This is a genomic window from Undibacter mobilis (genome assembly GCF_003367195.1).
In the GTDB taxonomy this organism is placed as follows: domain Bacteria; phylum Pseudomonadota; class Alphaproteobacteria; order Rhizobiales; family Xanthobacteraceae; genus Pseudolabrys; species Pseudolabrys mobilis.
Genome location: NZ_QRGO01000003.1, coordinates 131,688 through 154,765, shown reverse-complemented (window position 1 = coordinate 154,765; position 23,078 = coordinate 131,688). Strand labels below are relative to the sequence as shown.

The 23,078-nt window shown below is 64.3% G+C and carries 20 protein-coding genes; 8 read left to right on the top strand and 12 right to left on the bottom strand.

Annotation, left to right across the window (positions count from 1 at the left end; translation table 11 throughout):
* Positions 1 to 18: 18 nt before the first annotated feature.
* The 5 genes from DXH78_RS18190 to DXH78_RS18170 form a co-directional block, all read right to left on the bottom strand.
* Entirely contained in the window at positions 19 to 996 is a 978-nt protein-coding gene (locus tag DXH78_RS18190) for a quinone oxidoreductase family protein (protein WP_115518680.1), read from the bottom strand.
* Between the two features lie 111 nt (positions 997 to 1,107).
* Complete coding sequence (locus DXH78_RS18185) at positions 1,108 to 1,842, bottom strand: SDR family oxidoreductase (RefSeq protein ID WP_115518679.1); 735 nt, start codon at positions 1,840 to 1,842, stop codon at positions 1,108 to 1,110.
* A 28-nt stretch (positions 1,843 to 1,870) separates the two neighbouring features.
* A complete protein-coding gene (locus DXH78_RS18180; RefSeq protein ID WP_115518678.1) occupies positions 1,871 to 2,554 on the bottom strand; it encodes a CDP-alcohol phosphatidyltransferase family protein in 684 nt (227 codons plus the stop codon).
* On the bottom strand, positions 2,554 to 3,138 hold the full coding sequence (locus DXH78_RS18175; RefSeq protein WP_168192894.1) for a DUF1326 domain-containing protein: 585 nt from the start codon (positions 3,136 to 3,138) through the stop codon (positions 2,554 to 2,556). Before DXH78_RS18175 ends, DXH78_RS18180 begins: the two co-directional genes overlap by 1 nt.
* Before the next feature lie 64 nt (positions 3,139 to 3,202).
* The gene (locus DXH78_RS18170) at positions 3,203 to 4,114 is read right to left on the bottom strand and encodes a DUF2182 domain-containing protein (RefSeq protein ID WP_115518676.1); all 912 of its coding nucleotides are present in this window, start codon (positions 4,112 to 4,114) and stop codon (positions 3,203 to 3,205) included.
* A gap of 108 nt (positions 4,115 to 4,222) precedes the next feature.
* Here DXH78_RS18170 and DXH78_RS18165 point away from each other — a divergent pair, with 108 nt between their 5' ends.
* On the top strand, positions 4,223 to 5,455 hold the full coding sequence (locus tag DXH78_RS18165) for a UbiH/UbiF family hydroxylase (protein WP_115518675.1): 1,233 nt from the start codon (positions 4,223 to 4,225) through the stop codon (positions 5,453 to 5,455).
* Here DXH78_RS18165 and DXH78_RS18160 read toward each other — a convergent pair.
* Together DXH78_RS18160 and DXH78_RS18155 are read right to left on the bottom strand one after the other, a co-directional pair.
* Positions 5,452 to 6,522 (bottom strand): CaiB/BaiF CoA transferase family protein, encoded by a 1,071-nt coding sequence (locus tag DXH78_RS18160; RefSeq protein ID WP_115518674.1) that lies wholly within the window; start codon positions 6,520 to 6,522, stop codon positions 5,452 to 5,454. The genes DXH78_RS18165 and DXH78_RS18160 overlap by 4 nt on opposite strands.
* Positions 6,523 to 6,580: 58 nt before the next feature.
* Positions 6,581 to 7,543, bottom strand: coding sequence for an AEC family transporter (locus DXH78_RS18155; protein WP_115518673.1), 963 nt, complete (start codon positions 7,541 to 7,543; stop codon positions 6,581 to 6,583).
* Positions 7,544 to 7,655: 112 nt separating this feature from the next.
* Here DXH78_RS18155 and DXH78_RS18150 point away from each other — a divergent pair, with 112 nt between their 5' ends.
* Entirely contained in the window at positions 7,656 to 8,696 is a 1,041-nt protein-coding gene (locus tag DXH78_RS18150) for an HpcH/HpaI aldolase/citrate lyase family protein (protein ID WP_115518672.1), read from the top strand.
* 62 nt (positions 8,697 to 8,758) lie between these two features.
* Positions 8,759 to 9,091: a heat shock protein HspQ gene (gene hspQ / locus DXH78_RS18145; protein ID WP_115518671.1), complete on the top strand. Its 333-nt coding sequence runs from the start codon at positions 8,759 to 8,761 to the stop codon at positions 9,089 to 9,091.
* Between the two features lie 93 nt (positions 9,092 to 9,184).
* Here the strand turns inward: hspQ and DXH78_RS18140 are convergent, their stop codons facing one another.
* Complete coding sequence (locus DXH78_RS18140) at positions 9,185 to 9,934, bottom strand: invasion associated locus B family protein (RefSeq protein WP_115518670.1); 750 nt, start codon at positions 9,932 to 9,934, stop codon at positions 9,185 to 9,187.
* A gap of 308 nt (positions 9,935 to 10,242) precedes the next feature.
* On the opposite strand from DXH78_RS18140, the gene DXH78_RS18135 reads away from it, so the two are divergent.
* The 4 genes from DXH78_RS18135 (at position 10,243) to DXH78_RS18120 (ending at position 15,742) form a co-directional block, all read left to right on the top strand.
* Entirely contained in the window at positions 10,243 to 12,024 is a 1,782-nt protein-coding gene (locus DXH78_RS18135) for an extracellular solute-binding protein (protein ID WP_430727507.1), read from the top strand.
* Positions 12,025 to 12,131: 107 nt separating this feature from the next.
* Positions 12,132 to 13,652, top strand: a complete 1,521-nt coding sequence (locus DXH78_RS18130; RefSeq protein WP_115518668.1) for an AMP-binding protein — start codon at positions 12,132 to 12,134, stop codon at positions 13,650 to 13,652.
* 133 nt (positions 13,653 to 13,785) lie between these two features.
* The gene (locus DXH78_RS18125; protein WP_115518667.1) at positions 13,786 to 15,051 is read left to right on the top strand and encodes a GGDEF domain-containing protein; all 1,266 of its coding nucleotides are present in this window, start codon (positions 13,786 to 13,788) and stop codon (positions 15,049 to 15,051) included.
* A gap of 37 nt (positions 15,052 to 15,088) precedes the next feature.
* Complete coding sequence (locus DXH78_RS18120; RefSeq protein ID WP_115518666.1) at positions 15,089 to 15,742, top strand: DsbA family oxidoreductase; 654 nt, start codon at positions 15,089 to 15,091, stop codon at positions 15,740 to 15,742.
* A 97-nt stretch (positions 15,743 to 15,839) separates the two neighbouring features.
* Here DXH78_RS18120 and mfd read toward each other — a convergent pair whose 3' ends face one another.
* The gene (mfd, locus tag DXH78_RS18115; RefSeq protein ID WP_115518665.1) at positions 15,840 to 19,352 is read right to left on the bottom strand and encodes a transcription-repair coupling factor; all 3,513 of its coding nucleotides are present in this window, start codon (positions 19,350 to 19,352) and stop codon (positions 15,840 to 15,842) included.
* A 33-nt stretch (positions 19,353 to 19,385) separates the two neighbouring features.
* Positions 19,386 to 19,670, bottom strand: a complete 285-nt coding sequence (locus DXH78_RS18110) for an FAD assembly factor SdhE (protein WP_115518664.1) — start codon at positions 19,668 to 19,670, stop codon at positions 19,386 to 19,388.
* Positions 19,671 to 19,787: 117 nt separating this feature from the next.
* On the opposite strand from DXH78_RS18110, the gene recG reads away from it, so the two are divergent.
* Positions 19,788 to 21,884 (top strand): ATP-dependent DNA helicase RecG, encoded by a 2,097-nt coding sequence (gene recG / locus DXH78_RS18105; RefSeq protein WP_115518663.1) that lies wholly within the window; start codon positions 19,788 to 19,790, stop codon positions 21,882 to 21,884.
* Position 21,885: 1 nt separating this feature from the next.
* Here recG and DXH78_RS18100 read toward each other — a convergent pair whose 3' ends face one another.
* Positions 21,886 to 22,257, bottom strand: coding sequence for a DUF805 domain-containing protein (locus DXH78_RS18100; protein WP_115518662.1), 372 nt, complete (start codon positions 22,255 to 22,257; stop codon positions 21,886 to 21,888).
* A gap of 37 nt (positions 22,258 to 22,294) precedes the next feature.
* A complete protein-coding gene (locus tag DXH78_RS18095) occupies positions 22,295 to 23,029 on the bottom strand; it encodes a DUF502 domain-containing protein (RefSeq protein ID WP_210209614.1) in 735 nt (244 codons plus the stop codon).
* Positions 23,030 to 23,078 lie beyond the last annotated feature (49 nt).

Genomic DNA, 23,078 nt, shown 5'->3' with positions numbered 1-23,078 from the left:
CGGCATCGCCGCCCAATTTTACGGCATCAGGACGATCGAGCCGGTGGTCTTGCGACCTTCGAGATCGATATGGGCCTGCTTGGCATCCTTGAGCGCGTATTTATGGCTGGCCGGAATCTTCACCGCGCCCGACCCCACGACCTTGAACAGGTTGTCGGCGATCGCAACCAGATCCTCGCGCTTGGCCGCGTAGGTGTTGAGCGTCGGCCGCGTAGCGAACAGCGATCCCTTCTGCTGCAGGATATTGATGTCGAAGGCCTTGACCGGTCCCGACGCCGAACCGAACGACACGAACATGCCAAGCGGACGGATGCAGTCGAGCGACTTCGGGAAGGTGTCGTTGCCGATGCCATCATAGACGACATCGCACAGCTTGCCGCCGGTGATGGCCTTGACCTTCTCGGCGAAGTCTTCCTCGCGATACAGGATGGTGTGGTGCGCGCCATTGGCTTTGGCGAGCTCGGCTTTGTCCTTGGAGCCGACCGTGCCGATCACGGTGGCGCCGATATGGTTGGCCCACTGGCACAGAATGAGCCCGACCCCACCGGCCGCGGCATGGACCATGATCGTCGAGCCCTTCTCCACCTTGAAGGTGCGGTTGAGCAGATACTCGGCGGTCATGCCCTTGAGCATCATCGCCGCCGCCTGCTCGTAGCTGATGTTGGCCGGCACCTTCACGGCACGCGCTGCCGGCAGCAGACGCTCCTGCGCATAGGCGCCGAGCGGCACGACATAGGCGACGCGGTCGCCGACCTTGAAGTCCGACACGCCGGGGCCGACCTCGATCACCTCACCGGCTCCTTCATTGCCGGCGACGAAAGGCAGCCCGACCGGCGAAGGATAGAGGCCGCTGCGGAAATAGGTGTCGATGAAGTTCACGCCGCAGGCATGCTGCTTGATCTTGAGCTGGCCCTCGCCCGCCGCGGGCACCTGAATGTCCTCGAACGTGAGGACGTCAGGACCGCCAACCTTATGGACACGTACTGCGGCAACCATGTTTCACCCCTTATTGCATCAGGTTTGTTGTGGGATCGCTGTTCGGGCGGCGATCATAGGCGGCCAACCGGCGAGCGCAAGCAAGGCCCGGCGTGCCTCGCGCCAAAGTGTTCAACGTCCGCCGGAAACGCGGAGGTTCGAACCGGTGACGTAAGAGGCCTTGTCGGAAAGCAGATAAAGCACACTGTCGGCCACCTCGTCCGGCGAGCCGACGCGGCCGATCGGGATCGACGGCGTAATGCGATCGACACGGCCCGGCGGCTGGATGTCGGTGTCGATCATGCCGGGGCTGACGCCGTTGACGCGGATGCCTTCGCGCGCCACTTCGCGGGCGATGCCGATCACCATGGAATCGACCGCGCCCTTGGCGGCAGCGTACCAGACGCATTCATTGGCGCCGCCGATGACCGCCGCCATTGACGAGATCATCACGATCGAACCGCCCGTGCCGCCGTGCTTGGTCGACATGCGGCGGATGCAGGCGCGCAGGGACAGCAGCGCGCCGAAGGTATCGACGTCGAGCGCGTTCTTGATGGTCGCGGTGTCGGCCTCGTCCAGCCGCGACATCGGCCCGATGATGCCGGACGAATGGACGAAATGCGTGATGGCGCCGAACTTGTCGGTCTCGGCGAAGACGCGCTCGATATCCGCCTCCTGCCCCATGTCGCCCTGAATCGCGACCGCACGGCCGCCGGAGGCTTTCACCGCCGCGACCACGCCCGCCGCCGCATTGGCATTGCTGTGGTAGTTCACCGCGACGTCGTAACCCGACGCGCCGGCGAGTTTGGCGATCGAGGCGCCGATGCCGCGGCTGCCGCCGGCGACAAGAAGAACCGGTCTCGACATAGGCGTATTCCCCCGCAATGCGTATTGTTCAATTGGCCCGGCGTAACAAACCGGCGCCCAGGAAGTAAAGCGCGATCACCGACAGGCCGGCGACGACCGGGAGGCCGGGCGCGAGATTGGCGATCAGCGTCACCAGCGCCAGCGCGGCCCACACCACCATCAGCGCGACATTGAGCCAGCGCAAGTGCTTCACCCGCAGCGGATGCACGAAGCGGACCGGCACGAAAGTGAGGGCCGCCAGCGCGGCAATGGTGACGGCCGCGATCCAGGGCGGCGGCATCAGGACATAGAGATAAAAGGCGATGACATTCCACACCGCGGGAAAGCCGCGGAAGTAATTGTCGTCGGTCTTCATGGTGCGGTCGGCGAAATACAAGGCGCCGGTGACAACGATCACCACGGCCGCCGGAACGCCGAGCCCGTCCGGCAGCAAGCCGCTGGCGGTGATCGCATAGGCCGGCACGAAAACATAGGTCGTGAAATCGACGACGAAATCCAGGCCCGCGCCGTCCCAGCGCGGCAGCACGTCCTTGACGCGCAACGCCCGCGCCAGCGGTCCGTCGATGCCGTCGACGATCAGCGCGACACCCAGACAAGCGAACATCGCGGTCCAGTGGCCGCCGGTCGCCAGGATCAGGGCGACGAGCGCGAGCGCCGCGCCGCTCGCCGTCAGCACATGGATCGCGAAGGCGCCGATGTGCCGGAAATCCATCAGCCCTGATTACCCCAGTCGAGCTTGACGATTTCCGCCGAACGGCCGCCGAGGTTCCAGTTGCGGCCGAAGCCGCGAAAGCGCGATTTGTCGGACTTGGCGACGATGACTTCCGGGCCGATCCAGTATTCGCTGTTCTGGATCGAAACCAGTCCATCCTTGTCCTTGCCGCGCACCGGGGTCACGGCGCCGCCGCCGTATTTGTCGAGGCTGACGATGCGGGTATTGCCCTGCGTCTCGTAGCGGATCGGCACCTGATGCACGCCAAGAAACTGGCCGACCAGAATCGACAGGAGATGCGTGGTGCCGCCGACACGACCGGTGAAGATACGCGTCAGCCCCTTCACCGCCTGGATCGGCGCCTTGTCGTCGATGAACAAGGCCGCGGTCCAGTTGCCCCGCGCCATGATGCCGGGCAGGTCCATCATCAGGCCGAGATTGATGCCCGACAGATCGACGTTCTCGAACTGCCCCTCGTCGATGCGCACGCCCGCCCATGTCTGGCAGCGGCCTTCGGTGGGCGGATGTTCGCCGAGCGACAGCACGCAAGGGCAGAACACCGTGCAATTGCACGACAGCGTCATCTCGCCTTTGAGGGTCCAGGCTTCGGTCAAGATTTCACTCCCGGCTATTTTCCCGATTGTTAGCTCAATTTGCGCCCGCAGGCCAATGCGCGACGACCGAGGTCGCAATGAACGCGACGCCGGCGACGATGGCGAAGACGCCGATGGCATGCGTGAGACGGTTGGTGACGGTCATCTTCTCGACCGTCATCAGCACGCCCAGCAAGGCCATCCAGACCACATTCATGATGCCGACGGCGAACATCACCAGCATCATCGCCCAGCAGCAGCCGAAGCAGAACAGACCTTGCTTGAGGCCCAGGCGGAAGACGCCGCGCGGCGTCGTCTGCCAGTTGGTGAAGAAGAAAGGAAACGGCGAGCGGCACTGGATGAGACAGGCGTTCTTCAGCGACGAGAACTGATAGACACCGGCAACGATGAATACCGCGCCGGAGAAAAGCCCGCTCGCGGACGCCATGCTCGGGTTAAGAAGCGCCGCCTTCGTTAAAGCGAACTGGGCGACTGTCGCGGTCGCGCCAAAGCCGAACCACACCGCCGCGTAACCCGCCGTCAATACGAACGGCGACACCACCTTCTCGTGCTTGCGCGCTGCGGTGTCGGCAATTTCGGCATACGTGTAGATCATGGGCGCGGCGCTCGGCAGCATCATGGCCAGCGTCATCGCCATCCACATCAGGCCGACCAGCAGGAAGCCGCTCACGCCCCACTCGCCTTCCGGCATCAGCGAGACGCCGAAGGTCGGGCTGCACAGCACGTTCCAGACGCGTGGCAACAGATCGAGCGCCGCCATGCCCGGACCGAGCGCGGCGCCCGGCCCACCCATCTCGCCGATCAGGAGCCCGAGATAAAGCCAGCCGAGCCCGGTCAGCGCCACGATGCACAGCACCGCCAGCACCTTGGGCCGGGCGAAGACTGCGGCGAGCCGCGCGGCGGCCGGCGTGAGGTGATCGAGCGGATGGCGGGACAGTTCGGTCATGGAAGACTCTCAATAGCGCATTGGCGGGTTACGCGAAATCCGGGCCATACCGAATGGTTTCCGGGCTCCCGCCGTGCTACGTCGCCCCCATCCCGAAGGATTGCATTGATGCCGGACAAAAACGGGTCGGAAAAAGTCGGAAGCGGAAATCCCGCCGCCATCGTGGTCGGAGGCGGCCCGGCGGCGCTCACGGCCGCGATCGCGCTGGCCCAAGCCGGCATTGCGACTGTTCTCGCCGGCAAGCGGCCGCCCCGCACCGACAACCGCACCACCGCCCTGCTCGCCAGTTCCATCACCGCGCTGGAGAAGCTCGGCGTTTGGGCGCTGTGCGTCGACAAGGCTGCGCCGCTCGTCACCATGCGTCTGGTGGACGCCACCGGCCGGCTCTGGCGCGCGCCCGAGGTCAAGTTCAATGCGCACGAGATCGACCTCGAGGCCTTCGGCTACAACATCGAAAACCCCGTCCTGATCGATGCACTGGAGCAGCGCGCCGGATCGCTCGCGAACCTGCGGCTGATCGACGACGAGGTCCTTGCCGTCGAACCGGGCGACGATGATGTCACGGTCGAGCTCAGGAGCGGCGAGCGTCTCACGGCGCCGCTCGTCGTCGGCGCCGACGGCCGCAACTCGATGTGCCGACAGGCCGCCGGTATCGAACTGAGCAACCGACCCTACAAGCAGGTCGCTCTCACGGTGTGCCTGACGCACACGCGGCCGCACCACGACACGTCGACCGAATTTCACACGCCAAGCGGCCCGTTCACTTTGGTGCCGCTGCCGGGCAACCGCTCCAGTCTGGTCTGGGTGCTGCGCCCGGCCGACGCAGACGAGATCGCCGAACTGAGCGATGACGATTTGGCGCTTGAGATCGAGCGCATGGCGCATTCGATCCTCGGCAAGATGACAGTCGAGCCCGGCCGGGCGCTGTTTCCGCTGAGCGTGCAGACAGCGCGGCGCTTCGGCGCACGCCGCATCGCGCTGGTCGGCGAAGCGGCGCATGTGGTGCCACCGATCGGTGCTCAGGGCCTGAACCTCGGCCTGCGCGATGCCGTCACCATTGCCGAACTGGTCGCAGCGGCGAACGACGAAGGCCACGATAGCGGGGGCCCGGATGTGCTCACCGCTTACGAAAAGGCGCGGCGTGGCGACGTCATGAGCCGCGGCATGGTTATCGACATCGCCAACCGCACTTTGCTGAGCGATTTCCTGCCGCTGCAGGGACTGCGCGGGGCCGGGCTTTACGCCCTCGATAAAATTGGTCCGCTGCGCCGCGCCGTGATGCGCGAGGGCATAGCGCCCCGCTTCGGCCGTCCGAAGTTGATGCGGGGCGACGCGGTTTAGGGCTTCGCGCGAAACTGCGGATCGACCGGCACCGGCAGCGCCGGAATATCCCGCCCATCACCCAGCGTCAGGCGCTGGACGAACAGGCCGCGCTCGACGAAATGCGGGTCGCGCAACGCCTCTTCGAGCGGCGCGACGATGGTGGTGCAGCAATCGGCCTTCGCGAAAATCGGCGCCCATTCGCCGCTGCTGCGTGACGCAACAATCTGGGCCACCGCCTCGGCAGTCGCATTCGGATCGCGCCTGTCGTCGATGAATTCCGGCGCCAGACCGATGGCGGCGCAGAACCCTTCCCAGAACTTCTGCTCGAGCGCGCCGCAGGCGACGAGCTTGCCGTCTTTCGCCGGATAGAGCCGGTAGCGCGGCGATGATCCGACCAGCTGCAATTCGCCGGATTTCGGAAAACGTCCGCCGGCCAGCCCCAGCGCCAGCGCGTACCAGCCGAAGGTGAACATCGCATCGGTCATGGCGATATCGATGAAGGCGCCCTCGCCGCTCCGATCGCGCGCGCGCAGCGCCAGCAGGATGTTGATCACGGCCGGAAAGCTGCCGCCCGCTATGTCGGCGATCAGCGCCGGCGGCAGCACCGGCTGGCTCGCGGGCCCCGGCTGCAGATCGAGCAGCCCCGTCGCACCGATATAATTGATGTCGTGGCCCGCTTCATGCGCGCGCGGTCCGCTCTGGCCGTAACCGGAGATGGCGCAGTAGATGATCTTGCGATTGATGGCGCGCATGTCGTCATAGCCAAGGCCGAGCCGCGCCATCACACCGGGCCGGAACTGCTCGATGACGATGTCGGCGCGCGCGATCAGCGGCTTGAGCTTGGCGCGGTCGGCTTCGCTCTTGAGGTCGAGCGTCAGCACCTGCTTGCCGCGGTTCAGCATGGCGTAGACGGCGCTTTGGCCGCCGACCAGCGGCGGAAACCGCGCCATGTCCTCGCCGCCCGGCCGCTCGATCTTGATCACCTCGGCGCCGGCTTCCGCCAGCATCAGAGCCGCCAGCGGCCCCGGCAGCAGCGTGGTGAAATCGAGAACCAGCAGACCTTCGAGTGGCTGGGTATTTTTCATGGGCGCATGACCTTGTCCGAAAGCCGGTTCCCACTTTTCGGGGGCATGCGCGCGCCCGCTATCTGAATAACAGGTGCGGCAGCGCGCCCGTCTTCACCATCCACATCACCGTCGTCAGCGTCAGCACCGAAACAACGGTGCCAACCAGCACCGCGGTCGAGGCCTGCTCGACCCAGGTGTCGTACTGCCGCGCAAACACGAACACGTTGAGCGCTGGCGGCAGCGCCGCCATCAACACCGCGGTGTCGACCCACATCTGATCGAACGGGCCGAACACCGACAGCAGCAGGAACACGACAATCGGATGGATCACCAGCTTGATCGTGGTGAGCAGCGGCATGTCCCACGGCACCTTCTTCAAAGGCCTCAGTGCCACCGTCACGCCGAGCGTAAACAGGGCGCATGGCGCCGAGGCGTTTGACAGGAACAACATCAGCTTTTCGGCGGCGACCGGCGGCTGAAAGTGCACCGCCGCCGACAGAATGCCGAGCACGCTTGCGATCACCAGCGGATTGGTGCCAATGCGCTTGACGACCTCAAGCGCGATCGAGGTCACGCTCTTCTTCTGCGGGCTGGCGATCGCCATCATGAACGGCACCAGCGAAAACAGCAGCAGCGTGTCGAAGCAGAAGATCAGCGCCACCGGTACCGCGGCGGTCGGCCCCAAGGTCGACAGTGCCAGACCGGGGCCCATATAGCCGATATTGCCGTAAGCGCCGGCGAGACCGGCGATGGTCGATTGGTCGATGCGGCCTTTGGTGACGGCAATACCAATCGCGAAGGCGACCGCGAACACCCAGAAGGTGGACAAGGTCGTGGCGACGATGAAATCGACCTGCGCCAATTGTTCGAGCGGCGTCTGCGCCAGAATGCGATAAAACAATGCCGGCAGCGACACATAGACGATGAAGAAATTCATCCAGCCGAGCGCGGTATCGGGGATCTGCTTGATCTTGCCGCAGACGAAACCGATGATGATCAGGCCGAAAAATGGCAGAGCAAGATTGAGGACTTCGATCATGGGCTCCGGCGGCGCCCGGCTGTCTGTCCGGACACCCTCCGTGGATATCCGACTTGGCGCGGCCTTTGCATTGCTCTAAACGGCAGACGCCCGATTTGGAAGGACCTCCGCCGTGAAACTTCCCCGTCAGTTCTTTCAGCCCTTGGCCATTGGCGCCCCCAGCCCGCTGCGCGAGCTCCCGGTGCGGCTGGAGCGCATGATCCATTTCGTACCGCCGCATATGGAGAAAATGCGGGCCAAGGTGCCGGAGCTGGCGCGTCAGGTCGACGTGGTGCTGGGCAATCTGGAAGACGCTATTCCAGTGGACGCCAAGGAAGCGGCCCGCAAGGGCTTCATCGAAATGGGCAAGTCGGTGGACTTCGGCCCGACCGGCCTGTGGACTCGCATCAACGCGCTGAACTCGCCCTGGGCGCTGGATGACGTGATTGAGATTGTCGGTGCCATCGGCAACAAGCTCGATGTCATCATGCTGCCGAAGGTCGATGGCCCATGGGACATCCACTACCTCGATCAGCTTCTCGCCCAGCTCGAGGCCCGGCACAAAATTGCCAAGCCGATCCTGATCCACGCCATTCTGGAAACCGCGCAGGGCGTCAACAATGTCGAGGCGATCGCGACCGCCTCGCCGCGCATGCACGGCATGAGCTTAGGCCCCGCCGATCTGGCCGCCTCGCGCGCCATGAAAACGACGCGCGTTGGCGGCGGGCACCCCGAATACAAGGTGCTGGCCGATGCCGCTGGTGACGGGCCGCGCGCGGCCTATCAGCAGGACCTTTGGCACTATACCGTCGGCCGCATGGTCGATGCCTGCGCCGCAGCCGGCATCAAGCCGTTCTACGGCCCGTTCGGCGATTTCTCGGATCAGGCCGCATGCGAGAGCCAGTTCCGCAACGCCTTCCTCATGGGCTGCCTGGGCGCCTGGTCGCTGCATCCGACCCAGATTGCCATAGCCAAAGCCGTGTTTTCGCCAGATCCCGCCGAGGTCGCCTTCGCCCGGAAGATCGTCGATGCCATGCCCGACGGCGCCGGCGCCGTCATGATCGACGGCAAGATGCAGGACGACGCCACCTGGAAACAGGCCAAGGTATTGATTGATCTGGCGAAACTCGTTGCCGCCAAAGATCCCGAAATGGCCGCAAAATACGCCATGTAGCGGGGGCGGCGCACCGAATTGGGGGCTAGCCAAGCCGCGCGCAAAGCACTAACTCGTCGACTATGGGCAAGACTGCTACCGCCAAATTCAAGATCGGACAGGTGGTCAAACACCGCGTATTTCCGTTCCGCGGCGTGATCTTCGATATCGATCCGGAATTCAACAACACCGACGAATGGTGGGAGGCGATCCCGGCCGATGCGCGGCCGAACAAGGATCAGCCGTTCTATCACCTGTTCGCCGAGAACGCCGAGACCGAGTACATCGCTTACGTCTCCGAACAGAACCTGCTGCCGGATACGTCCGGCACGCCGATCCGCCATCCGCAGGTCGAGGAAGTGTTCGAGTTCGACGAGAACGGTGACTACCGGCCGCTCGACAATCTGTTGAACTAGCACCGCTCCGTTCGTTGGCTTCCGACAGGAATCAAAAAAGGCGCGAGGCTCAGGGCCTCGCGCCTTTCGATTTTGCAGATGGCGCCTGAAGCCTTACGGCTTCTTCGCCGGCGCTGGAGCCGGCGCGGCTGCGGCCGGCTGCTGCGCTTCGAGCTTCTTGCGCGCCTCCTCGGCCTTCTTCTGCATCTCTTCCTGCAGTTTGCGCTGCTGCTCTTCGACCACCTTCGGATCGGTCGCCGGGCCGTCATAGGCCTTGCCGAAATCGGTGAGCGATACCGGAATGCTCAGCACCTGGCCGTTCATCAGATAGGTCTGGACGACGAGCTGCTTGCCGGCCTTCAGTTTCTTGATGGTGTCGGCATTCGCCGCGTAGTCCGACAGACAGCCGACCTGCGTACACACCATGTAGGGCGCGGTGCCCATATCCTGGTTGTCGAGCACCAGATGAGTGCCTTCCGCCAGGCGCACGATGATCGTCATCGGGACCGTGACGCGCAGGCGCTCCTGGGCGCCTTCGACCTGCAGCAGCTCGGTCATGATGACCGGCATGCCGTTTTCCATGCGGCCGTCGCGGTGGACGACGCAGACCTTCTTGTTCTCCGTCTCGGCGCCCTGCTGGCACAGCTTGACCCACGACGAGTACATCAGCGGCGGCAGTTGCGGCGCGGCGGCCTGCGGCGCGGCGGCGGGCGCCGAAGGTTGAGCCGGTGCCGTGGGTGCGGCCGGTTTGGGCTGCTGCGCCCCCACCGGCTGCGCCAGAAGGGTCGCGCCAATGAGGCCCGCGCTCAGGGCAGCCGCCGTCAGGCGGGCGCGGCGCGTGGCAGATGCGATCCGATGATCCATTGAAAATTCCGTCCTTTGTTTCCGACCGGCTGCGTTGACGGCCGGGCCGTCCCGAATTGAACCACGCGACCTTTGGGCGGCTCTGTCGTTGCGAAATGCGGCGGGAGCGTGACCTTCGACCGCAGCCTGATAGCCGATATCACCGCGCCGATAAAGGCGTCATTGCTGCGAAAAATTTGCCGGGCAACCCCGCCGTCCCCCTGTGATACAAGGCCCGATCGCGGAGTCGCCAGACAATTCCACTCAAACCCAACCAGCCCTCCGACACTGCCGCTGCGACCGGCCTTCGCCCGTCGCGCCGTGCCGTCGTGCTCGGTGGATTGGCGGCCGCTACCGGACTTGGCCCGCGGACCGGCTTCGCAGCCACCGCGACCCACGCCGTCGCCATGCATGGCGAACCGGCATGGCCAGCCGGTTTCATGGCGCCGACCTACGTCAATCCGGAGGCGCCCAAAGGCGGCCAATTGACGCAAGGCGTGCTTGGCGCCTTCGACAGCCTCAACCCCTTCATCGTCAAAGGCCTGCCGGCGGCCAATATCCGCGGCTACGTCATCGAGAGCCTGCTAGCGCGCGGCTATGACGAACCATTCACGCTATACGGACTGCTCGCCGAAAAAGTCGTCACCGACGAAAGGCGCAGCTTCGTCACCTTCACGATCAACGAGAAGGCGCGCTTTTCCGACGGGCGCAAGGTCACGGCCGAGGACGTGGTGTTCTCGTTCAACCTGTTGCGCGATCACGGCCGACCTCTATTCGGAATTTACTACAACAAGGTCGCGAAGGTCGAAGCCCGCAATGAACGTACGGTGCATTTCGATCTAACCGGCGCCGATGATCGCGAATTGCCGCTGATCCTCGGCCTGATGCCCGTGCTGGCCAAACACGCCGTCGATCCGGGCAAGTTCGAGGAGACGAGCTTCGAGCCGTTGCTCGGCAGCGGTCCCTATCGCATCACCGCGGTGCGTCCGGGTGACAGCGTGACCTTTACCCGCAACGAAGACTATTGGGGCCGCGATCTCGGCATCAACCGTGGCCTGTGGAATTTCGATACCATCAAATTCGACTACTACCGCGACGGCAATACGCACTTCGAAGCCTTCAAACGCGGCGATTGCGACCTGCGACTCGAAACCGACCCGGGCCGCTGGCAGACGGCATACGATTTCCCGGCCATACGCACCGGCAAAGCCGTGAAGGAAGGCCTGCCTTACGGTCTGCCGAAGGGCATGGACGGCCTCGTGTTCAATACACGGCGCGCCCTGTTCAAGGACATTCGCGTGCGCGAGGCATTGTTGCATCTGTTCGATTTCGAATGGATCAACCACACTTATTTTTTCGATCTCTACAAGAGGACGGCCTCTTACTTCGACGGTTGCGATCTGTCGGCGCACGGCGTGCCGGCCAATGCCCGCGAAAAGGAACTGCTCGCGCCTTTTGCTGACGAGGTGCGCGCTGACATCATGGCGGGGCAATGGGCGCCGCCGGTGAGCGACGGCTCGGGACGAGACCGCAAGCTGCTGCGCCGCGCCCTCGATTTGTTTGCCGAAGCCGGTTACGCGCTCAAGGGGCAGACGCTCGTCAACACCACGACCGGCGTACCCTTCGCCTTTGAGATTGTCTGTACCACGCGCGATCAGGAGCGGCTTGGCCTGGCCTACAGCGCCAGCCTCAAACGCGTCGGTATCGAGGCGCTGGTGCGCACCATCGATGCCACGCAATTCGAGCGTCGGCGCATCGCCTTCGATTTCGACATGATGCAATACCGCTGGGACCAGTCGCTGTCGCCAGGCAACGAGCAGTTGTTCTATTGGGGCTCAGACGCCGCCGACCAGAACGGCAGCCGCAATTACATGGGTGTCAAATCCAAGGCCGTCGACGCCATGATTGCAGCCATGCTGGCGGCCACGGAACGCGACGACTTCGTCGCCGCGACGCGGGCGCTGGATCGCGTGCTGCTGTCCGGCTTCTACGTGGTACCGCTGTATTTTCCCCCGGTTCAATGGGTGGCGCGCTGGACCCGAATCGCCCATCCATCGCAGACTTCATTATTCGGCTATTTGCCGGAGACGTGGTGGCGTAGCGGCGCGTGACGTTCCAGCGGCCGTAAGAGTTCCTCTCAAAGTTTTATGGTGCGGCGTTTTGGTGCTGCGTTCCTGTGGCGCCTGCGGTTTCTGGCGCCTGACCGTCTGGAATTCCGATGATCTTGCGCAACGAGACAGGCGCAAACGAAAGCGACACGGGCACGGCCGGGGTAGGACGCCCTACCCTGGACGATCTTTTCCGCCGCGCCGCGGTACATGATCCGGATGCGCTGGCGCTTGCCGATCCGCCGAACCGCTCGTCCTTTACCGATGGTGCGCCGCGCCGCCTGACCTATGCGCAAGCCGACCGGGCGATCTCCGCGCTCGCCGCCAAGTTCTGTCGCGCCGGCCTGCAGGCCGATACGCTGGTCGCAATCCAGCTTCCCAACACGGTCGAGGCCATTATCACCCTGCTGGCGGTGCTGCGCGCCGGCATGATTGCGGTGCCGCTGCCGGTACTATGGCGGCAGAAGGAAATTCTCGGCGCCCTGCGCCCGCTCGGCGTCAAGGCGATCGTGACCGCTTCCCGCATCGGCGCGGTCAAGCATGCCGAACTGGCCGGCGAAGTCGGCGCCGAGCTGTTTCCGATCCGCTTCATCTGCGGCTTCGGCGGCGATCTGCCGGACGGCGTGCTGACGCTCGACGATGTTTTCGACACACAGACTTCATCCACTGTGCCGCGCACCTTGCGCGGCGGCCAGGCTGCCGAACATGTTGCCGTGGTGACGCTCGACGTTACACCAGCCGGCTTGGTGCCGGTTGCGCGCAGCCACAGCGAATTGATCGCCGGCGGGCTGTCGCTGGCGCAGGAGATCGGCGTCGGTCCGCATATGTCGATCCTGGCCGCAATCCCGCCTTCGTCCTTCGCCGGCCTTGCCGTCACGATCGTGCCATGGCTGTTCGGCGGCGGTTGTCTGTCGCTCCATCACGGCTTCGATGCCAAGGCCTTCGGCGAGCAGATGGGGACCATCAATACAGCTGTGCTGCCGGGACCCGCTGTGGCGTTGCTCGCCAAAGCGGGCCGCCTGCAAGTGTTGAAAAGTCTCGTCGCCGTGTGGCGCTCCCCCGAGCAACTCAATACGTCCGCCGCATGGAGCGGCCCGGCGCGGCTCACCGACGTGTCATGCTTCGGCGAACTCGGTGCCATTGCCGTGCCGCGGGATACGGATGGCCTGCCGGCGGCGATGCCGCTCGGGCCGGTTGGCGCACCGCACGATATCGAGACTGCGCGCAGCAAGATCGGCACGCTCCTCGTGCGCGGCGCTATGGTGCCCAGAGCGGCGTTCCCACCGGGCGTCGAGCATGGCCCGGAGCCTTATCTGGCCGCCGACAAAGATGGCTTCGTCGACACCGGCTTTACCTGCCGCGCCGATGAAGAAGCCCGCACTCTGACTGTCAGTGGCCCCCCTGGCGGCATCGCCGCTATCGGTGGATATCGCTTCACCATCCGCGACATGGAAAGCCAAGTTTCGATGGCCGACCCGGCGGCCACGATCGTTGCTTTGCCGGGCAGTCTGATGGCGCAAAAGCTGGCCGGCAGCGCTCTCGACAACGCCGACGTGGCCGTGTCCATCCTCGGCCAGGGTGGCAGCCCGCTGATTGCCGCAGCCTTCCGGCCGCGTGGCCTTGCCGCCTAGCCTGTTTGTTTAGCAGTGTTTATTTGTCGTTGACGCGGCGTTAAGGGCCACGTGCCTATGGTTTGCGATCCGTTAGGCACGGCCCGCGTTCGGGGACGTGTTTGTTGCGTAACATAGTACGGCGTTGCGTCTCATGTCGCTGCAAGGTCCCTTGCTGGTGGTCTCGGAAGAGCCAGCCACCGCTGTCGTCGAGGCGCTGGGCGCCGCCGGCGCTTTCCCTGTCATCGAAACCCAATGGGCCGACGCTCCGACCGCCTTTGTGTCGGTCAAGCCGTCCGCCATCGTGATTGCCGAGCCCGGCGCGCCAGTCAGCGAAGCATCCGGCCGCATGCTGGCGCTTCAGGTCGCGACCGTTCAGGGTCCGATCGTACCGATCCTCGCCATGGCCGACGCCGACCGTGACGCCGCCATCCCAACCGCGCTGACCGCCGATCTCGACGCACCCTTCGACTGCCTGATCGGGCGCCTGCAGTCGGCTCTGCGCGTGCGTGCGCTGCATTCGACGGTGCTGCGCCGGATCGAGACCTTCGCCGCACAGGGCGGCACCATGCTGGAATTGCCCATCGGCGATCCACTGGACGATGCGACGGTATTGATCGCCGGACGCGGTCCGCTTTATCCCGCTCTGGGCGTCGCCATAGGCGAACAGGCCAAGATGGTCGGCGCGCTTAGCGTCGAAGCCGCCGCGCGCCACCTCGAAGAGCGCGACATCGACGGCATCATCATTGGCGACGGCTTCTCGCCGCGCATGATCGAGGCGTTCCTGACCTTCCTCGCACAAGAGGCGCGCTTCCACGAGATCCCGGTCGCCGTCATGGGCGACATTCCGCAGGGTTACGAAGGCGGCCTGCCCAATCTCGACAGCATCCGGCAAGCGCCGGAACGTCTGGTCTCACGCATGGTGCCGCTGGTACGACTCCATGCCCTGCAGTCGCGGCTCAAGCGCATGCTGCATTCGCTCGACACCGACGGTCTGTACGAACCGCGCACCGGCCTTTTGACGCCGGAATCCTTCTGGCGCGAACTCAACAAGGCCGTCAGCGAGGCCGCCGACCGTAGCCACGCGCTGACCCTCGCCCGTTTCACCTTTGAGGGCGCGCATGAACGCCGCTGCCATTTCGACGGCGCCCGGCTCGCCAGCAAGCTGATGCGCAACATCGACTTCGCCTGCAATGACGACGATGGTGCGCTGCTGGTCGCCTTCACCCAGACCGATCTGCGTAGCGGCCATATCGTGGCCCGCCGCCTCGCGGCGGCGATCAAGAACGTGATGCGTGCGCCGACCAATCCGAACGGTCGCATCACCGCCAATGTCACGCTCGCCTCGTTCAAGAACGGCGATACGCTGCAAAGCCTGATGCAGCGCGTGATGGACAGTCCCATGGTTGCGGCCGAGTAGCCGGATCATTACGTTACTCCCAACAAGGAGTGACCTCATGACCCAGCCCGTCCGAATCGACGTCGTCTCCGACATCGTTTGTCCGTGGTGCTTCATCGGTAAGAAGCGGCTTGAGCAGGCAATTGCGCTGTCGCCGGACACTCCGGTCGAGGTGCATTACCGCCCTTATTTCCTCAACGACTGGATTCCGCGCGAAGGCATTGCGCGCAACGAGTACCTGACCACCAAATTCGGTTCGCCGGACCGATACAAAGAAATCGCCCAGCGCGTCGTTGCGGCAGCGGCAGCCGAGGGCCTGATCTACAACGCGGCCGGCATTTCGAATCAGCCCAACACCATTGACGCTCATCGCCTGATCCGCTGGGCCGGCGGCATCGGCAAGGCCGGCGCCATGAAGCAGCGGTTGATGGATCTGTATTTCACGGAAGGCGCCGACCTCACCAACCAGGCGGTGCTCGTTCAGGCGGCCGCCGATATTGGGCTGGACCCCGAGGATATCCGTGCGGCGCTCGATAGCGACCAGGATGTCGAAGCCGTGACCCAGGAAGCCGAAAGCGCCAAGGAAGCTGGCATTCAGGGCGTGCCCATGTTCATCTTCGGCGGCCGCTTCGCGGTCTCCGGCGCACAATCGTCGGAACATCTCGCCCAAGCCATTGCCCGTACAGCACAGGCCGGCAACGCCAGCGAGTAACCGTCGGCCGACTGAATCAGCCGCCTCGTTGGCCGGCGTCGAGACCCATCGCCTGCATCAATCGGCGCGCCAGATGGGGTGGTTTAAGTCGCCCTCTTCACGCTGCTTTGGCCTTCGTCGCAATCGACGACAACCGCCGCACGATAGCCAGCGCGCCCTTGAGCCGCTCCTCCGGCCTGTCCCAGTCTTCGAGAAAGACCAGCCGCTGGCCGTTCTTGTCGTTGCGCACCTTCACGCTCGCCGCATGATCGCGGATGAACAGCATGAGGCCTTCCGGATTGGCAAAGGCATTGTCGCGGAACGACAGCACCGCCCCCTTCGGACCCGCATCAAGCTTGTCGACGTTGGCGTGCCGGCACAGCGCCTTGATCTGTACAATCTGCAGCAGATGCTCCACGTCCTTCGGCAGCGGGCCGAAACGGTCCACCATCTCGGCCGCAAAGCTGTCGATGTCGCGCTCCTCTTCCAGGTCGGCGAGACGGCGGTAGAGTGCGAGGCGCACCGACAGGTCGGCGACATAATCATCAGGGATGAGGATCGGCATACCGATGGTGATTTGCGGTGACCAGCGATCCGCCACCACCTCGGTGATGCCCGCCTTGGCGCTGGTGACCGCCTCCTCCAGCATTTGTTGATAGAGCTCGAAACCGACCTCCTTGATGTGGCCGGACTGCTCCTCGCCCAGCAGGTTGCCGGCGCCGCGAATGTCGAGGTCGTGCGAGGCAAGCTGGAATCCTGCCCCCAAGGTATCGAGCGACTGCAGCACCTTCAGGCGCCGTTCCGCCTGCGGCGTGATAGTGCGGTTCGCCGGCAGCGTCAGCAGCGCATAGGCCCGCAGCTTGGCGCGGCCCACGCGGCCGCGCAGCTGGTAGAGCTGCGCCAGGCCGAACATATCGGCACGATGAACGATCAGCGTGTTCGCGGTTGGAATGTCGAGCCCGGATTCGACGATGGTGGTCGAGAGCAGCACGTCATATTTGCCGTCGTAGAAGGCCGACATGATGTCGTCGAGCACGGTCGGCGCCATCTGGCCGTGTGCAACGACGACGCGCACCTCCGGCACATGCTTGTCGAGGAAATCCTTGGCCTCGGCGAGATCATCGATGCGCGGACAGACATAGAAAGCCTGGCCGCCGCGATATTTCTCACGCAGCAGCGCTTCACGCACCACCAAAGGATCGAACGGCGTGACGAAAGTGCGCACCGCCAGACGATCGACCGGAGGGGAAGCGATGATCGACAGATCGCGCACGCCAGTAAGCGCCAGTTGCAAGGTGCGCGGGATCGGCGTCGCCGTCAGCGTCAACACATGCACCTCGGCGCGCAATGTCTTCAGACGCTCCTTGTGGGACACGCCGAAATGCTGCTCCTCGTCGACCACCACGAGGCCGAGATCCTTGAACTTGATCGCCTTGCCCAGCACGGCATGGGTGCCGACGACGATGTCGACCGAGCCGTCGGCAAGGCCCTTCTTGTTGAGCGTCATTTGCGCCGCTGGCACCAGCCGCGACAGCTGCGCGACGTTGACGGGAAAGCCGCGAAAGCGCTCGGAGAAATTCTTGAAGTGCTGGCGTGCCAGCAACGTCGTGGGCACCACCACCGCAACCTGCTTGCCGTTCATCACGGCATCGAAGGCGGCGCGGAGCGCAATCTCGGTCTTGCCGAAACCGACGTCACCGCACACCAGTCGGTCCATCGGCCGTCCCGAGGCGAGGTCATTCAGCGTGGCATCGATGGCGGTAAGTTGGTCGTCGGTTTCCTCATAGGGAAAGCCGGCGGCGAACTCGTCATAGGCACCCGGCGTGACCGTGAGCTTCGGCGCCTCGCGCAACTGCCGTTCGGCAGCAATCTTGATGAGCTCGCCCGCGATCTCGCGGATGCGGCTCTTCATGCGCGCCTTTCGCGCCTGCCAGTTGCCGCTGCCGAGCCGGTCGAGCTCGACGTTCGTCTGCTCGGAGCCGTAACGCGACAGCAGCTCGACGTTCACGACTGGCAGGAACAGCTTGGCGCCCTCGGCGTAATGAATCTCGAGACAATCCTGCGTCGCACCGTTCACGGTGATCGGCTGCAGGCCGATGAAACGCCCGATGCCATGATCGACATGCACGACGAGATCGCCGGTCGACAGCGAGGTCGCTTCCTGGATGAAATTGTCGGCGCGGCGCGTGGCCTTGCGCGTGCGCACCAGGCGGTCGCCGAGAATATCCTGCTCGCTGATGACCGCGGCATTGTCGGTGACGAAACCTGCGTCGACGCCAAGCACTGCGAACAAAATTTCGTGCTTCGGTGCAGCGGTCACCTGCTGCCACGAGCCGACAGACTTCAGATTGACCAGCTTGTGGTCGGCGAGCACATGCCCCATGCGCTCACGCGCACCTTCGCTCCACAACGCAATGACGACGCGCTTGCCGTCGCCCTGCAGCGTGTTGACGTGCTTGGCGACCGCCTCGAACACATTGCCGCCCGGTTCGGTGCGCTCGGTGATGAAGTTGTGACCTGGCAATGCGCCGATATCGATCACGTCGGCGGCAGCCGGTACGTCGAACGGCTTGAGCTTGGCGACTGCGAGCCGTCCCAGCCACTCCTTCCACTCCGCATCGGTGAGATAGAGCTTGTCCGGCGGCATGGGCTTGTAGGCCGGTGTCATGCCCTCTTTCAGCGCCTCGGCGCGCGCCTCGTAGTAATCCTTGATCTGGGCGAAGCGCTGATCGACCGCATCGTCAGCCAGCGCCTCAAGCGCGACTGGCGATCCGGGCAAATAGTCAAACAAAGTGTCCATGCTGTCATGGAACAGCGGCAGCCAATGCTCCATCCCCGGATAGCGGCGGCCCTCGCTGACCGCCTCGTACAGCAAGTCGTCCGGCCCAGCAGCCCCGAACTGCGAGACGTAGCCGGTGCGGAAGCGGCGGATCGTTTCCGTGATGAGCTGGAATTCGGCGACGGGCACCAGATCGAGCTTGCCCATTGGCATCTCGCTGCGCTGGGTCTGCGGATCGAAGGTCTTGATGCTTTCGACGGAGTCGCCGAAGTAATCGAACCGCACCGGCATATCGAGGCCCGGCGGATAGAGATCAAGAATACCGCCGCGCACCGCGTATTCGCCCGGCTCGCGCACCGTGGAGGCGCGCAAATAACCGTTGAGCTCAAGCCACTCGACCACGCTTGCCATGCCGAGCACATTGCCCGGCGCGACCGACAAGGCATGCGTCGCGGTGAATTCACGCGCCGGAACGCGTTGGGTGATGGCATTAGCGGTGGTGACCAGGATCGACGGCTTGTCGCGGCCTTGAACGCGCGCAAGGCGCGACAAGGTGGTCATGCGCTGGGCGACGATGGCCGCGTTCGGCGAGACGCGATCATAGGGCTGGCAGTCCCAGGCGGGGAATTCCATCACCTCGATATCGGGGCCGAAGAACGACAGCGCGCGGGCTAGCTGCGCCATGCGCTGGCCGTCGCGGCACACGACCGCGAGCGAGATCGCCGGCGCATTGGCTCGCGCGGCAATGGCGCGTGCAAGATCGGCCAGCACCAGACCTTCGGCGCCGTCGGCAACCTGCGCCAAGGTGAGCGCACGGCCAACTTTCAGGGCTTGAGCGGGAGATTGAGCCATCGAATTCCAGTCTTTGTCTTCTAATTGCCAGCCCTAAGGCCGGGTGCCGTGGAAGGTGCGCAGCTTACGGAAAAGCGGCGTGTCGAGCCCGGTCGGCGGCGTCTCCGAGCCGTTGACCCAAGCGAACATCTGCTGGTCCGGAATATCGAGCCAGGTCTCGACCTCGCTCAACTCGGCATCGGAAAGGTTCATCAGTTCGGCATCGGCGAAGCCGCCCATCACCAGGTCCATTTCGCGGATGCCGCGGTGCCACAGCCGAAACTTGAGCTTGCGCCGCCTCAGGTCCAGTCCTTCGCTTGAGATTTCGGTGCCGCTCAACGGATTTCTCCAACGCCAAAAACCCGGACGGTGCCGGGCGCGGGGTATATAGGCATAACTCTTTGACTTGTCATGGCCCTGCGTTTGCAGCGGCGGGAAATCCACTAAAGTCAGTCCATGCGCGCGCCCGTCCTCAATCCCCTGTTCGCCTCAATCACCAGTCTGCCCGGCGTCGGGCCGAAGCTAGCGGTGCTCTATGGCAAGCTGCTCGGCCGCGACGAGCCGCGCGTCATCGACCTGTTGCTGCACATGCCCTCCGGCACCATCGACCGCCGCGCCCGGCCCAGGCTCAACGAGGTCCAGCCCGGGCAGATCGTCACCGTGTCTGTCACCGTCGAAGAGCACCGGCCGGCGCCGCCGAACCGGCCCCGCGCGCCCTATCGCATTGTCACGTCAGACGACACCGGCACGCTGACGCTCACGTTTTTCCACGCCCGGCGTGACCATCTGGAGAAGCTCCTGCCGGTCGGCGAAAAGCGTTACGTCTCCGGCACCGCCGAGTTCTACGACGGCATGCTGCAGATGGTGCACCCCGACCGCGTCGTCGATGAAAAGGGCTTTGCCGATCTGCCTCTTGTTGAGCCGGTCTACCCGCTCACCGAGGGGCTCAATCTCGGCAATGTCCGCCGTGCCATGGACGGCGCGCTCGCGCGCGTCCCGGCGTTGCCAGAGTGGCAGGACGAAGCCTGGGTGTCGCGCGAGCGACTGCCACCCTTTGCCGAGGCGCTGCGCAGCTTGCATAAGCCGCAGGAGCCCAGCGATATCGCCCCCGAAAGCTTGGCCTGGACGCGGCTTGCCTTCGACGAACTGCTCGCTGGTCAACTGGCGCTAGCGTTGATGCGCGCACATATGCGCCGGCAGGCCGGCCGGGGCACGTCGAGCGAGGGCCTGCTGCGCGCGAAAGTCATGAAGGCCCTGCCTTATACGCTGACGCATTCGCAGCAGCAGGCGGTCAACGATATCGTCAATGATCTCGCTTTGCCGCAGCGCATGTTGCGGCTGGTGCAGGGCGACGTCGGTTCCGGCAAGACCGTCGTGGCGCTGATTGCGGCGGCGACCGTCATTGAGGCCGGCAGGCAAGCCGCGATCATGGCGCCGACCGAAATTCTGGCACGACAGCACTTCGCGACCATCGAGCCACTCGCCAAGGTCGCCGGCATCCACGTCGCCCTTCTCACCGGCCGCGACCGTGGCGGCGAGCGCAAGGCCATCCTCGACCGTCTGGCGCTCGGCGAGATCGACCTTGTCGTCGGTACACACGCGCTGTTCCAGGACGAGGTGCTGTTCCACGACCTCGCCTTGGCAATCGTCGACGAGCAGCATCGCTTCGGCGTCCATCAGCGCCTCGCGCTGACGCAGAAGGGCGACGCGGTCGACGTGCTGGTGCTCACCGCAACGCCGATTCCGCGCACGCTCGTCCTCACCTATTTCGGTGACATGGACATCTCCGAACTGCGTGAGAAGCCGCCCGGCCGCCAGCCGATCGACACCCGCACCATCGCGCTCGACCGCGTTGGCGACGTCGAAGACGCCATCGGTCGCGCCATCTCCGAAGGCAAGCGCGCCTACTGGGTCTGCCCGCTCGTCGAAGAGTCAGAAAAGATCGATCTGGCCGCGGCCGAGGCCCGTTACGAAGACCTGCGGCGGAGGTTCGGCTCAAAGGTCGATCTGGTGCACGGCAAGATGAAAGCTGCGGAGAAGGACGCCGCCATGGCGCGCTTTGCCTCGGGGCAAAGCCAGTTGCTCGTCGCCACCACAGTGATCGAAGTTGGCGTCGACGTGCCCGAAGCCACCATCATGGTGATCGAGCACGCTGAACGCTTCGGACTGGCTCAGCTTCACCAGTTGCGCGGCCGCGTTGGCCGCGGTTCGGGCAAATCGACCTGCTTGCTGCTGTACAAGGGCCCGCTGGGCGAGACCGCCAAGGCACGCCTCGCCATTCTGCGCGAAAGCGAGGATGGCTTCCGTATTGCCGAGGAAGATTTGCGCCTGCGCGGCGAAGGCGACCTGCTCGGCACGCGTCAGAGCGGCCTGCCGGGCTTCTCGGTCGCGCGGCTGGAGATCCACGGAAAGTATCTTGGCGCCGCACGCGACGACGCCAAGCTGATCCTCGAGCGCGACCCGCAATTACAGACCGAGCGCGGACAGGCATTGCGCCACCTGCTCTATCTGTTCGGCAAGGACGAAGCGATCAAGCTGGTTCGCGCCGGCTAGATCATGCTCCCGATGTAGCGAGCGGATCCGGCCCGAAGCGGTTCGGTCCCTGCGTGCCGCGCAGGCAGAACCATACCAGCAGCAGCAACAGGCCGATAATGGTGAAAGCGATCAGCACCCACCAGCCGGTGCGGTCGAGATCGTGCAGACGGCGGATCGCCACGGCCCAACTCGGCAGCAACAGGCCAAGACTCACAATCAGGCTGAACGGACCTGTCTCCATCAGCGGAAACATCGCGGTGTCCATGATGACGGCAATGACATTCATCAGTGCGACGAACAGCGCGAAGTACCAGTATTCGGATCGCGCAGCCCGGCCACGGCCGGAGACATAGTTATGAAAGCAGTGGCTGATCGCCTGAACGAAATCCATCAAACTCCCCCTGTCACCCCGTCTTCAGCCAAGTTGCCTAGCCAACCGGCTCCTTCCGCTTTGACAACTGTGCCGCGCGCGCCATTGCCGCCATCTCGGCAAGTTTCTTCTGCGAGGCCGCGTCGGCTCCCGGCTGCACCATGCCGGCCGACATGATCAGCGTCATGCCCGTCTCAACGCCGATGTCGAGTTCGATCAGCTTGTTGCGCGGCACGAAAAAGAAGAAACCTGTAGTCGGGTTCGGCGTACAGGGTAGAAACACCGAGACGTTGTCGGTCTCGGGCAGGCGCTCCGCGATGGGTTGCGCCGGCGGCTGCGAAATGAAGACGATCGACCACATGCCGGGCGCCGGAAACTCCACCAGCGCCACCTTTCGGAAGCTCGAGCCCGACTTCGAGAACAGGGTCTCGAAGATCTGCTTCATCGTCTTGTAGACGGGCCGCACGATCGGCATGCGGTTGAGGATACCCTCGCCAAGCTCGACCAAAGTCCTGCCGACCAGGTTGGCGGCAAGGAATCCGAGCAGCGTGAGCGCCACGATGGCGATGACCAGCCCGGTGCCGGGAATCGGCCAGGGCAGATAGGTCTCCGGACGATAGGTCGGCGGAATGAACGGCCGCACCCAGTTGTCCACCCAGGTGATGAACGACCACGTCAGGTAGACCGTGATGAACAGCGGGCCGGCGACAACGAGACCGGTGAGGAAATAATTGCGCAGCCGGCCGGCCAGACTTGTGTGCGAGGCGGCCGCAGCCCTGACCTCTTCGGCCATCTGTTCGCCCGGCTTCTGTTCCGTCTGATCCATGCGAAGTGACCCGTAC

Excerpts from the sequence above, each read along its gene's own strand:
- DXH78_RS18190 (WP_115518680.1), bottom strand. The coding sequence starts at position 996 with ATGGTTGCCGCAGTACGTGTCCATAAGGTTGGCGGTCCTGACGTCCTC.
- DXH78_RS18185 (WP_115518679.1), bottom strand. The coding sequence starts at position 1,842 with ATGTCGAGACCGGTTCTTCTTGTCGCCGGCGGCAGCCGCGGCATCGGC.
- DXH78_RS18180 (WP_115518678.1), bottom strand. The coding sequence starts at position 2,554 with ATGGATTTCCGGCACATCGGCGCCTTCGCGATCCATGTGCTGACGGCG.
- DXH78_RS18175 (WP_168192894.1), bottom strand. The coding sequence starts at position 3,138 with ATGACGCTGTCGTGCAATTGCACGGTGTTCTGCCCTTGCGTGCTGTCG.
- DXH78_RS18170 (WP_115518676.1), bottom strand. The coding sequence starts at position 4,114 with ATGACCGAACTGTCCCGCCATCCGCTCGATCACCTCACGCCGGCCGCC.
- DXH78_RS18165 (WP_115518675.1), top strand. The coding sequence starts at position 4,223 with ATGCCGGACAAAAACGGGTCGGAAAAAGTCGGAAGCGGAAATCCCGCC.
- DXH78_RS18160 (WP_115518674.1), bottom strand. The coding sequence starts at position 6,522 with ATGAAAAATACCCAGCCACTCGAAGGTCTGCTGGTTCTCGATTTCACC.
- DXH78_RS18155 (WP_115518673.1), bottom strand. The coding sequence starts at position 7,543 with ATGATCGAAGTCCTCAATCTTGCTCTGCCATTTTTCGGCCTGATCATC.
- hspQ (WP_115518671.1), top strand. The coding sequence starts at position 8,759 with ATGGGCAAGACTGCTACCGCCAAATTCAAGATCGGACAGGTGGTCAAA.
- DXH78_RS18140 (WP_115518670.1), bottom strand. The coding sequence starts at position 9,934 with ATGGATCATCGGATCGCATCTGCCACGCGCCGCGCCCGCCTGACGGCG.
- DXH78_RS18130 (WP_115518668.1), top strand. The coding sequence starts at position 12,132 with ATGATCTTGCGCAACGAGACAGGCGCAAACGAAAGCGACACGGGCACG.
- DXH78_RS18125 (WP_115518667.1), top strand. The coding sequence starts at position 13,786 with ATGTCGCTGCAAGGTCCCTTGCTGGTGGTCTCGGAAGAGCCAGCCACC.
- DXH78_RS18120 (WP_115518666.1), top strand. The coding sequence starts at position 15,089 with ATGACCCAGCCCGTCCGAATCGACGTCGTCTCCGACATCGTTTGTCCG.
- mfd (WP_115518665.1), bottom strand. The coding sequence starts at position 19,352 with ATGGCTCAATCTCCCGCTCAAGCCCTGAAAGTTGGCCGTGCGCTCACC.
- recG (WP_115518663.1), top strand. The coding sequence starts at position 19,788 with ATGCGCGCGCCCGTCCTCAATCCCCTGTTCGCCTCAATCACCAGTCTG.
- DXH78_RS18100 (WP_115518662.1), bottom strand. The coding sequence starts at position 22,257 with ATGGATTTCGTTCAGGCGATCAGCCACTGCTTTCATAACTATGTCTCC.
- DXH78_RS18095 (WP_210209614.1), bottom strand. The coding sequence starts at position 23,029 with ATGGCCGAAGAGGTCAGGGCTGCGGCCGCCTCGCACACAAGTCTGGCC.